The 11,714-nt window shown below is 59.9% G+C and carries 8 protein-coding genes and 2 tRNA genes; 2 read left to right on the top strand and 8 right to left on the bottom strand.

Annotated features, from left to right (window positions below; translation table 11 throughout):
• Positions 1-14: 14 nt before the first annotated feature.
• The 8 genes from cydB to nrdD form a co-directional block, all read right to left on the bottom strand.
• Positions 15-1,067, bottom strand: coding sequence for a cytochrome d ubiquinol oxidase subunit II (gene cydB, locus bcor_RS01130; protein ID WP_033498217.1), 1,053 nt, complete (start codon positions 1,065-1,067; stop codon positions 15-17).
• A complete protein-coding gene (locus bcor_RS01125) occupies positions 1,064-2,560 on the bottom strand; it encodes a cytochrome ubiquinol oxidase subunit I (protein WP_033498216.1) in 1,497 nt (498 codons plus the stop codon). Before bcor_RS01125 ends, cydB begins: the two co-directional genes overlap by 4 nt.
• A 48-nt stretch (positions 2,561-2,608) precedes the next feature.
• On the bottom strand, positions 2,609-3,784 hold the full coding sequence (locus tag bcor_RS01120; protein WP_033498214.1) for an NAD(P)/FAD-dependent oxidoreductase: 1,176 nt from the start codon (positions 3,782-3,784) through the stop codon (positions 2,609-2,611).
• Positions 3,785-4,060: 276 nt separating this feature from the next.
• Positions 4,061-4,132 (bottom strand) — tRNA-Gln (locus bcor_RS01115).
• A gap of 42 nt (positions 4,133-4,174) precedes the next feature.
• Positions 4,175-4,247, bottom strand: a tRNA-Glu gene (locus bcor_RS01110).
• Between the two features lie 69 nt (positions 4,248-4,316).
• Entirely contained in the window at positions 4,317-5,843 is a 1,527-nt protein-coding gene (gene gltX, locus bcor_RS01105; RefSeq protein ID WP_033498210.1) for a glutamate--tRNA ligase, read from the bottom strand.
• 46 nt (positions 5,844-5,889) lie between these two features.
• Positions 5,890-6,615 (bottom strand): anaerobic ribonucleoside-triphosphate reductase activating protein, encoded by a 726-nt coding sequence (gene nrdG / locus bcor_RS01100; RefSeq protein WP_110444468.1) that lies wholly within the window; start codon positions 6,613-6,615, stop codon positions 5,890-5,892.
• A gap of 106 nt (positions 6,616-6,721) precedes the next feature.
• Complete coding sequence (gene nrdD, locus bcor_RS01095; RefSeq protein ID WP_034259121.1) at positions 6,722-9,133, bottom strand: anaerobic ribonucleoside-triphosphate reductase; 2,412 nt, start codon at positions 9,131-9,133, stop codon at positions 6,722-6,724.
• A 537-nt stretch (positions 9,134-9,670) separates the two neighbouring features.
• Here nrdD and bcor_RS01090 point away from each other — a divergent pair.
• A complete protein-coding gene (locus bcor_RS01090; protein WP_148303929.1) occupies positions 9,671-10,774 on the top strand; it encodes an ABC transporter substrate-binding protein in 1,104 nt (367 codons plus the stop codon).
• A complete protein-coding gene (locus bcor_RS01085) occupies positions 10,771-11,541 on the top strand; it encodes an ABC transporter permease (protein ID WP_033498208.1) in 771 nt (256 codons plus the stop codon). The genes bcor_RS01090 and bcor_RS01085 overlap by 4 nt, the downstream gene beginning before the upstream one ends.
• Positions 11,542-11,714 lie beyond the last annotated feature (173 nt).

Raw genomic sequence — 11,714 nt, 5'->3', positions numbered from 1 at the left:
CTGACCGCTACATCCTACTTGGACACAGCTGCCGTGGCCGTAGACCGACTCACCTCAGCAAGGTCGGAGTCATCGGCGACCAGCCGCTTCCGCTGGATGAAGTAGCTCCAGATGAAGTAGGCCAGCATGATGGGCAGGAAGATGCAGAGGACCACGGTCATGATCTTCATCGTGTAGGGGGATGCGGCGGCATCCTCGATCATGATGCTGGAGGCCGGGTCCGTGCCTATCATCACCCGCGGGAAGAGCCCGTTGAAGATGAATGCGATGATGGCCATCAGCGTGATGCCGGAAGACGCGAAGGCGAACCCTCCACGTTTCTTGGTCACAGCCATATGGGCGCAGATGGTGGCAACCAGGATGATCACGGTGATCAACCAGGTGGATATGGGCCGGACCCTATAGAAATCGGTCCTGAAGAAGGCCAGGAGAACGAAGACGACCAGGGCCGGGTAGGCAATCCAATACAGCTTCTCGCTGATATTGAGCATCCGGCGCGATGCCACGGGTCCCAGCTTCAGGCTCAGGAAGTGCAGGCCGTGGACGAAGCTGAAGAAGACGACAGCCACACCACCGACCACCGAAAGCCAGTTGACCACCCCGAAGAACCCGGGCCTGGCATCACCGTTGACATCCAGAGGGATGCCCTGAATCATGCTCGTCAACATCATGCCGAGGAAGAGGGGGGCAAATAGGGAGCCGATGAAGTTGGCCCACTGCCAGAACCCGCGCTCACGCACAGTCAGGGCATGGCTGGCGAACTCGAAGGAGACGCCACGCAGGATCAGACTCACCAGAACCAGGAAGAGGAGGATGTAATACCCGGAGAAGAGGGAGGCGTACCAGAGCGGGAAGGCGGCGAACATGGCGCCTCCTGCGGTAATCAGCCAGACCTCATTGCCATCCCAGTGGGGACCGATGGCCCTCATGAAGGTGGCGCGCTCGTCACCATCCTGGGCAACGAACCGGGTGGCCATGCCCACGCCGAAGTCGAACCCCTCCAGCAGGAGGAATCCGGCGAACAGGAGACCTATGACGAAGAACCACAAACCTTGTAGGATACTCATGCCAGTGCCACTCTCCTCTCGTTCCTGCCGGTCCGCATCTGCAGGCCGAGACCTTCACCCTGGTAGTCGGGGCCCTGGTGCAGCACCCTGCGCGAGTAGAAGATCATGACCCCTCCCAGGAAGAGGAAGAGCAGGAAGTAAACGATATTGGTAAACAGGAGGCTGGGGACCGTGGCCGTGGGCGAAACACCGTCCGCGATGGTCTGCAGTCCGTAGACCAGCCAGGGGTAACGTCCCAGCTCCGTAATCAGCCAGCCACCGGTGTTGCCCACGAAGGGCAGGTATGTGCACAGGCCCAGAATCCACAATTTCCAATCACTGGACCAGAGGGTATCCTTGGACTTCCTGGTGAACCAAAGCACCAGTATCGATAGAAGCAGGACACCGAAGCCCACTGCGGCCATGAACCTGAAACTCCAGAAGAGCACCGTGACCGGCACGTAATAGTTCATGTCCTTGCCGAACTTGGCATCGTACTGCTGGTGCAGCTCCTCATTGGCGGTGTTCATACCCTTCACCGAACCGGAGGGGCTGTGATAGGCCAGGAGGGAGAGCATGTCGGGAATCTCTATGCTCTTGGCGGTCTTGTCCTTTTCGTTGATCAAGGAGACCACGGCCCAGGGGGCGGGATCCTTGGTGTCCTCGTAGATACCCTCCGTGGCGGCGAACTTCATGGGCTGATCATCGATGATGAAGGTGGTCTGAAGATCACCCGCGATGATGACCAGGATTGCCCCGATCAGGGCGATGACGGCGTTGAGCCTGATCGACCGGGTGTAGAAGACCCGCTTGGAGATGTGCTCGGACCCGTCAGCCTCGACAGTGGGCTCGACCTGGGCCGCACCGTTTTGCTCCTGCTTGTGTGCCCGGAGCAGACCCCAGGCGCTCATGCCGACCAGGACCATGCTGCCTGTCACCACGGCACCGAAGAAGACATGGGGGAAGGCCCGCCAGAGCTGCGGATTGCCCAGAACATCCCAGAAGTTGGTCATGCGCACCCGCCCGGTGGCCTTGTTGATCTCGAAACCGGTGGGATGCTGCATAAAGCTGTTGGCTGCCAGGATCCAGATGGCGGAAACCGAGGATCCCAGGAAGGTGAGCCAGATGAAGATGGCGTGGACAGCCGGCTTGAAGCGGTTCCAGGTGAACATCCAGACACCGATGAAGGTCGACTCCATGAAGAACGCCAGGAGCGCCTCGATGGCCAGCGGGGCTCCGAAGATGTCGCCCATGAACCGCGAGTAGTTCGACCAGTTCATACCGAACTGGAACTCCTGAATGATGCCGGTGACCACACCGACGGCGAAGCTCAGCAGGAATATCTTCCCCCAGAACTTGGCCATTTTCTTGTAGATTTCTTTCCTCTTGACCACATACAGCGTCTCCATGATGGCCACGCAGAGCGCCAGGCCTATGGAAAGAGGTACATAGAAGAAGTGGAATACGGTCGTCATCGCGAATTGGAATCGCGACAGACCCAGAACGTTAAGCATCTTCCTTGCCTTCCCAATTCTCTCTCTTGTTCAACCCGGACGGGCGAATCAGTTGCCTTCCAGCATGGTCCTGATGTTGGCGAGCTCAAGGACGGAACGGTCGTTGACGATCTTCTTCACGATCCCAACCACAGCGCCCTTCAGCTTCCACTTGCCCATCATGTCGATCTCGGCAACGCCCACATGCGGTCCCAGGGAGCAGACGGTACCGATGCTCTTGAAGGTGAACCGTTTTGTTGGGCGCCCCTGCACCCTGGCGATGACGTTGGCTGCAGCCGTATCAGCCTGGGCAATCGAGATCTGTGCTGTGGTGGGGAACAGCCTGCCCGACTCGGGATCAGGAACGGCGCTGATATCGCCGATGAGGTATTCCTCAGGGTGATCCTTGAGTGAGAGGTCATCCTCCACTACAACGCGGTTGCGCTTTTGATTATATCCGGAATCGGCAATGACATGGTTACCACGCACCCCTGTGGTCCAGATGATTGTATTGGCCTTGAACTCCTGGTCGTTGCTGATTACGGCACCCGGCCGGACCTCGGTGATGGCCGTGGAGGTGTGGAATTCGACACCTTTCTTCTTCAGGTAGCCAACGGCCCAGTCGACCAGCTTCTGCGAGAACATGGGAAGGATCTTGGGCGAGGCCTCGATGCATGAGATCTTGATCTGATCGGCCGGCAGACCATACTCGGCGACCAGCTTGGGCATACGGTAGACCAGCTCCCCCAGGTACTCGATGCTGGTGAACCCCGCGCCACAGACCACCACGTGGAGGTCATTGGGGTCGTGGCTGTTCCGGTAGTTGGCCAGGGTCTGCTCCAGGTGGTGCCTGGCGGCCAGGGATGTGTCGATGTCGACCAGGGGCCAGCCGTTCTCCTCGGCCCCCTTGATGCCGAAGGTCTCCGATTCGAACCCCAGGGCGTTGATCAGGTAGTCATACCGGAGGGGTTCATGCTCCTCCAGGGTAACCCGGCGCTCCTCCTGGTCGATGCCCGTCACCGTGTCGATGAGGACCTCGACCTTGGGTGAGACGACCTTGCGAATATCGAAAGTGACGTCGGCCGGTTCCTTGGTGCCGGCGGCAATCTGGTGGAGCTGGGTGGCCTCATAGTGGTAGGGGTGCCGATTGACCAGGATGATACGGGCATCAAGATTGGCATGTGCCAGCTTCTTTGCGGCACGCATGCCGGCATACCCTGCGCCCAACACAACGATAGTATTCATAGTCCTTCACAACCTTTTGCTCGAACAACCTTGTACAGCGTGCAACGGGACAGTCAGGACCGATTTCCATCCGTACCGGCCCACCTGCCGTTTATCTCTATCGTATCGGCTCGGACACCCCGAAAGGCCGAACCTGACCTTACGCGGCGAAATCATGTTGTGACCTAGACGACAAATCCGATGGCATACGGCAGTCGGGGCTACAAGCCTTCAACGGAAAGGGGCCCAGAACGAAAAAGCCGCGGTCCCCTGAGGGAAACCGCGGTTGAATACTCGCTGGGGTACCTGGACTCGAACCAAGAATGGATGAACCAGAATCACCTGTGTTGCCAATTACACCATACCCCAATTGGCTATGTGGCAACCGCTTGGACGGTTGCCACATAATCGTACCCCCGACCGGATTTGRACCGGTGTTGGCGCCGTGAGAGGGCGTAGTCCTAGACCGCTAGACGACGGGGGCTTTCTCTTTTCGTAGCGCGCCGACCTGATTCAACAAGCCGGTAGCACAACAAAAAGATAATATACCCGCTCAGAGATGTTGGCGCAAGTTGGTCAGCCGCTGGAGTGTTGCGGTCTTGCCGATAATCTCCAAGGACTCGAAGAGCGGGGGCGACACCCGGCGACCGGATACGGCGATCCGCACGGGCCCGAAGGCCAGACGGGGCTTGTACTCTCCCTGCTCGACCAGGGCCTCAGTAAGAAGGTCATGAAGATGGTCGGTGGTCCAACTCTGGTCGGGCACCTCCCGGAGCGTCTGCTCGGCCAGCTCCAGAACGGCAGCGGCCGACTCCTTGAGCTGCTTGCGTGCGTCTGGGTCGGGCTCGATGTAATCGGCATCACTGAGCAGGCTCCCCATCATCCCGGAGACCTCGCCCAGAAGACGGACACGGGGCTGGACCAGGGGGCCGGCCGCCGTCAGGACCTCACGCTCACGGTCGGTCAGGTCATCCCAACTCTCGGCAGTGACCAGACCATCACGCTTCAGATAAGGCAGGGATCGATTCAGGAAATCCTGCGGATCCAGCATACGGATGTGCTCGGCATTGATGGCGATGGCCTTGTCGATGTCGAAATGAGCCGGATTGGCCTTGACATCGCGAACATCGAAGCGCTCAATCATCTCATCCATGGAGAAGACATCGCGGTCGGGGCCTATCGACCAGCCCAGGAGGGCCAGGTAGTTCAGGAGACCCTCGCGGATGAAGCCATGCTCACGGTGCAGGAAGAGGTTGGACTCGGGATCGCGCTTGGAGAGCTTCTTCTTGCCCTGACCCATCACATAGGGCATGTGGCCGAAGAGGGGCATGGCCTGGGCGACACCCAATTCCATCAGATACCGGTAAAGAACGATCTGCCTGGGCGTGGAGCTGAGGAGGTCCTCCCCGCGCAGAACCACGTTTATCCGCATCATGGCATCATCAACCGGGTTGGTCAGGGTATAGAGGGGGTCCCCATTCGGGCGGACAATCACATAGTCGGGCACCGATCCGGCCTTGAATTCAATCCGGCCTCGAATCAGATCGTCGAAGGCAATGTCCTCATCGGGCATGCTGATACGCAGGGCGGGCTTACGGCCCTGGTCGCGGAAAGCCTGTCGCTCCTCCTCGCTCAGGTCCCGGTCGTACCCGTCATACCCGAAGGCCTCGGGTCGCCCGGCGGCGACGTTGCGCTCCTTGATTTCGTCCGCGGTGGAATAGGATTCGTACGCGTAGCCGGCATCCACGAGCTGCTGGGCGACCTTCTTGTAGATGTCGCCCCGCAGGGACTGGCGGTAGGGACCATCGGGGCCACCTACCTCCACCCCTTCATCCCAGTCAAGCCCCAGCCATCTCAGGGCATCCAGGATCTGCCCGTAGCTCTCCTCGCTGTCGCGCTGGGCATCCGTGTCCTCGATTCGGAAGACGAAGGTCCCCTTGGAATGACGGGCCTGGGCCCAGTTGAAGAGGGCCGTACGGACCATGCCCACGTGGGGGGTGCCCGTGGGGGAAGGGCAGAACCGCACCCTCAGATCCTTGGGCAGTTCGGGTTTCGAGTCGTGATCATGCTCATCAGTCATAGTCACTATTGTGCCCCGGCAAGGCGACGTTCGGAAAGCGGCCCGGTCAGCCCCGCTTCTGCTCCTGCTCCCTGTTCTTGCTGTAGGTTTCGGGAATGAACCTGGTCTGGTCGTGGACCTTCGCCCAGAGAACCAGCTGACCGGTTTCAAGAGACTTCGGAACATCGATGATGCGCTGGTTGGACGATCCACGGAATTGGAGGAGGGAGTTCTTCTGGTCCTCCAGGTAACGACCATCGACCAGGACATCCAGATAGGAGATCAACTCGGCCTTGTCAGGGGTCTCCCCCGGGCGATTCAGCTCCTCCCAGGTGTAGCCAGTCCAGCACCAGATGTCCTTTTCCTGGCCGAACTCCTGACGGATCCGTTTGGAGAGTCCGAGAAGCATGGGTGTATTAAGGAGGGGCTCGCCGCCCAGGTAGGTGATGCCCTGCACGTAGGAGAGGGAGAGGTCCCTGATTATCTGGTCCTCCAACTCCTGGGTATAGGGGTGCCCGGCCTTGAAATCCCAGATGGAGGAGTTGTAGCACCCCTGGCAACGGAAAGGACAGCCACTGACGTACAGGGAGGAACGGATGCCTTCCCCGTCGGTCATGACCAGTTGCTTGTAGTCGGCCACAATGCCCTGGCTGAGCTTGCGTCCGTCCCACTGACCGGCTTTGGGGTTGTTGGTCAGGAGGGAGGGAATTCCCGGGCCCCTGTCCTGTTCGTCGGCCGCGAAGTCACGGTGGCCGGCGGCACCGGTCTTCCTCATGACACCCTGCTTACCCATTGCCATCCTCCAAACTCCGCCCGGTCTGGCCGCCGGTCACGAAAATGGCGGGCCGTCACTGCACGGCCCGCCATCGGTATTGCTCTTCGACTCGCTTGGTCAGGGCCTACTCGGCCTTGTCGTCGAACCACTCCTTGGTGTTGCCGTCCTTCAGGACCACGCGACCGGTCTCGCCCTGCATGTGCTTGACCCTGTGGGCGATCTCCTCATGGCGACCGTGGACCATGGGCCGCTGGACCGGATTGCCCAGGTAGCCGCAGGTGCGCTTGGTCACGTTGCACTTCTCCGGGTCGTCGTTACCGCACTCCGGGCACTTGAATCCCTCTTCGGTGGGCGCGAAGTCGCCCTCGTACCCGCAGACGAAGCAGTGATCGATGGGGGTGTTCGTGCCCAGGTAGCCTATGCCGATCTGATAGGCGTAATCCCAGACGGCCTCCAGAGCCTTGGGGTTCTGCTGCATGGAGGGGAACTCGCAGTAGTTGATGAACCCTCCCGAGGCCAGGTAGGGGAAGTCGCGCTCATAGCTGAGCTTCTCCATGGGGGTGGGCCGCAGCCATACCGGGTAGTGGAAGCTGTTGGTATAGAAGTCGTGGTCGGTCACGCCCTCGACGGAACCGAACTTCTCCTTGTCCATCCGGCAGAAGCGGTCGGTCAGGGATTCGGCGGGGGTCGAGTAGACCGAATAGTGATACCCTTCGGACTTCTCCCACTGCTTGCAGAGCTGGCTCATGCGACGCACGATGCTCAGGGCGAATTCCTTGCCCTCCTGGTCCCAGGTGTGATCCTGCATCCAGTCCTTGCCGAAGAAGACGCTGGTGGCCTCGTACAGCCCGATGTATCCCAAGGAGACGGTGGAGCGGCTGTTGCGGAAGAGGGTGTCGACACTGTCGGTGGGCTTCAGCCGGCCGAAGGCACCGAACTGGTAGAGGGTCGGGGCGTTGATGGGGGTGGCCTGCTTGCAGCGCATGATGCGGAACTGCAGGGCGTGGTGGGCCACCTCCATACGCTGGTCGAACAGCTTCCAGAACCGGTCCTTGTCGCCACGGGATTCCAGGGCGATACGCGGGATGTTGACGGTGACAACACCCAGATTCATACGGCCGTCCTCTTCGTCCTCCCCGGTCTCCGGGTTGGTCCAGGCCTGGAGGAAGGAGCGGCAGCCCATGGGGGCCTTGAAGGAACCGGTGATCTTGATCAGGTTCTCATAGAAGACCACATCGGGGTACATCCGCTTGGTGGAGCACTCCAGGGCCAGCTGCTTCATGTCATAGTTGGGATCACCCTCGTCGGCGTTCAGCCCATGCTTGATGGTGAAGACCAGCTTGGGGAAGATGGCCGTGTGGCGGTCCTTGCCAAGACCACGGATGCGAATCAGGAAGATGGCGCGCTGAATCTCCCGGGCGAACCACGAGGTGCCCAGGCCGAAGCCCACGGTAACGAAGGGGGTCTGGCCGTTGGAGACGCGGTTGGAGTTGATCTGGTACTCCATGGTCTGCATGGCGTCGTAGATGTTCTTCCTGGTCAGAATCTTGGCGTAGACCTGACGCAGGCGAACCATTTCAGGCGCATCCAGATCAAAGGGGGCATCCTCACCGATGGGCTCACGGTCGTCCAGGTGGAGCCAGTCGGCCTCACGGGCCTTGAGACCGCGGACGACCTCCTTGGCCACCTCGATGGGCTCCTCGTCGGGGAGAACGGCCTCGGCCATGGTGTAGTTCTTCTTGTAATCAAGCCGGGCATAGCTGTCGAGCATCTCGTCGCAGCGGTTGACGGTCTGGCCACCGTACTGGGAACCGGCGATGTCCTTGATGATCTGGGTGATCTGCGTGGCAGCGGTGCCGATGGACTTCGGCGAGTCCATCATGGCGTTGCCCAGCTCGAACCCATGCTCCAACATGTCGCTGAAGTTCGGCAGGGAGCAATTGGTCTCCGCGGTGAAAGGCGAGTAGTCGGCATCATGGAAGTGGATGTCGCCCTTCATGTGGGCATTGGATACATCCTTGGGCAACATGCTGAAGGCCGATGCCTTGGACACGGCACCCGCCAGGAGATCACGCTGGGTGGCGTAGACGTTGGCGTCCTTGTTGGCGTTTTCCCGTACCAGGGACTCGTCCTTGCTGGTCAGACGGTGGACGGCCTCATTGACATCAGTGGCCTTGGCCCTCTGAATGTCGCGATCAAGACGGTAGGAAGTGTAGGCCCGGGCGATCTCGTAGAGATGGGCATTGACCAAGGCGTGCTCGACCAGGGTCTGTATGTCTTCGATCTTGACCGGATTGGTATAGCGATCACGGATCTCCGACTGAACGGTCAGGGCCATCCTGCGGATCTCCTGACGGTCGTCCGGCCCGATCTCGTGCATGACATCCGTAAAAGCGGCCTCAATGGCGTTCATGATGTTGACGGGATCGAAATCGACGATCCGGCCATCGCGCTTCTCGACCAGAATGCCATCGACCGAGTCGCGTTCGGAGGTGTTCCTCTCCTCTGCACGGCTTGCCACCACCTGCGTATCCATCGTCACTCCTTGCATTGCCGCTCTCCATGCCCGCGAAACCGCTGAAAGGCCGCGAACTACATTCTTGTCATCTGTGATAACGAGATAACTCTACCACCATACGCCACAATATCTAGTGCGAGTCACAAAGATGAGCACTAGATATAGTGCAATGACGCCAAATGTGATTTGACTCACATCTGCCGGCAATCATGCCGACTCACTGAGCCGCATTATCCCGGGAAAAGTGGATGACAACATGTTGGTCAGGGACGACACGGCCCTCCAACACACCCTCATCCTGTCTATGGGACCATCCACATGCATGGAGAAGAAGTACCCGACGGAAGTCCTCGTCCTGGATTTCGCGCGGTCCATTTATGGTAGGTTCTAGAGTGATTTTGTTCGCGCGGTTGGTGGCAGCAACCGTGTCACGACACGTTTCATACACGGAATCGACTACACCGGTCAGGAACGTCGCGCGGGCTCCTCACCTTCCCGTCGAGACACCTCACCGGTCATGGCACCAGGGAGTGCCGGGAAGGCAAGGTGACAGGCATGAGGAAATCCATGGCGGGCGCAGCTCAGGCAAGAGGACCACACGGATTGGCCTTCAGACTGGCGGCCTTGACGAGCGCGGCAGTCATGGGACTCTCTCTGGCAGGCTGCGGTGCCGGCAATCAGGCCGAAGGCGCGGACGACGACTCCCACATCTCCTTCATGCTGGACTGGACCCCCAACACCAACCATGTAGGCATCTATGCAGCCCGTCACCTGGGGTACTTCAAGGACGCGGGCATCGAAGTCAAGATACTCCCCACTGCACAGGCCGGCGCCGAAACATCGGTGCAGAACAAGGTGGCGGATGTCGGCTTCTCCAAGCTGAGCAATCTGGCCACCTTCAACTCCCAGGGGTCCAGCCTCAAACAGGTCTTCAACCTGGGGCAGCACTCTGTGGCACGTTGGTGCTCCCTGGCCTCACGCACCGATATCCAGACCCCCAAGGATTTCGACGGCAAGACCTTCGTCAGCTTCGGATCGGCCGAGCAGACGGCCGTGGTACAGCAGATGATCAGACATGCGGGAGGCAATGGCGATTTCAAGCGGGTGACCAGCGGAACCAATACCTTCGCCACCCTGACCAGCGGCAAGGGGGACTTCGCAGGCTTCTACGCCAATTGGGAGGGTGTAGAGAGCGAGATCGAGGGCCCGGCCCTGCACTGCTTCACACAGTCAGACTGGGGGGTGCCCGGCAACCCCGACCAGCTGGGCTTCGTGGTCAGGGACTCCTGGCTCGATCAACCCGGGCACCGCAAGGCCCTACAGAAGTTCATCACCGCCAGCATGAGGGGATATGACTACTCCCTGGCCCACCCAGATGAGGCCGCCGAAATCCTGGTCCAGGAGACCAGGGGATCGAACATCGACCCGGAACTGGCCAGCAAATCAATGGAGAGCATCGTAAAGGAAGGCTACTGGTTGGAAACACCCGGCCAGAAGACCATCAGCGGGATGATCGACATGGACGACGCCCAGAGTTATCTGGACTTCCAATTCAAGGCCGGCACCTACAAGGACGCCAGGAAGGGAAACCCCGACAAGGCACCCCAGGCCAGCGACCTCTGGACCGACGAGTTCGTCAAGGAGGCAAGGAAGCAGTGAGGCAGACCAGCCCCAGACCTGGATGGACACGGCTCCTGGCACCGACCCTGACCCTGGTGGCCCTCTTGGTCATATGGGAGGCCGCCGTACGCCTGGGAGGGGTGCCGGACCAGGTCCTCCCCTCCCCCAGCCAGATCGCCCAGGCCACCTTCGACAGCCTTGACGATTTGATTCCAGCCACGGCGATCACCGGAGTCGAGGGACTCCTCGGTTTCCTCCTGGCCACCGCCCTGGGTCTGGTTATCGGCCTGGCAATCCATGCCTGGCGGACCCTGCACGATGCCATCTATCCGCTGATTGCTGGAGCACAGATGATTCCTCTGATCACCATCGCCCCGCTCTTCATCATCTGGTTCGGGTTCGAGCCCCTGGGCAAGGTGGTCATCGTAGCCATCTTCGCCCTCTTCCCCATCGTCGTTCAGACCTGCCGGGGCCTGGATGCCGTGCCGCGTTTCTACCAGGACGTGGCTCTGAACTGCGGGGCTACCAAGGCATGGGCCCTGTGGCACGTGAAGCTGCGGGTAGCGGCCCGGCAGATCTTCGGCGGATTGCGAATCAGTGCCGCCTATGTCTTCGCCACCGCAGCCACGTCCGAATACCTGGGCGCCCAGAGTGGTTTGGGAATCTGGCTCCAGTCGGCTTTCAACTCCTTCAGAACCCCGCTGATATTCTCCGCCACCCTGGTCATCGTGATTCTGACGGCTGCCCTCCTGGCACTCATCACGCTGGTCGAGCGTCTGCTCCTGGGAGCACCCGAGAAGGACTAGAGGGCCTGCCCGCCAAGAATCGGAGCAACTCCGTGATGAGGCCCACCCGAAGCACACGGACGATTGCTGCAACGATTTTCTTAGGAAACACACTGTCCCAGCCAGGTACCAGCCCCGGATTCAGGCTGTTATACGTATCCTCTGAGACACGGATATGGAAATATTGAAAAACT

The organism is Bifidobacterium coryneforme, assembly GCF_000737865.1.
In the GTDB taxonomy this organism is placed as follows: domain Bacteria; phylum Actinomycetota; class Actinomycetes; order Actinomycetales; family Bifidobacteriaceae; genus Bombiscardovia; species Bombiscardovia coryneformis.
This window is presented reverse-complemented; position numbering and strand designations above follow the sequence as displayed.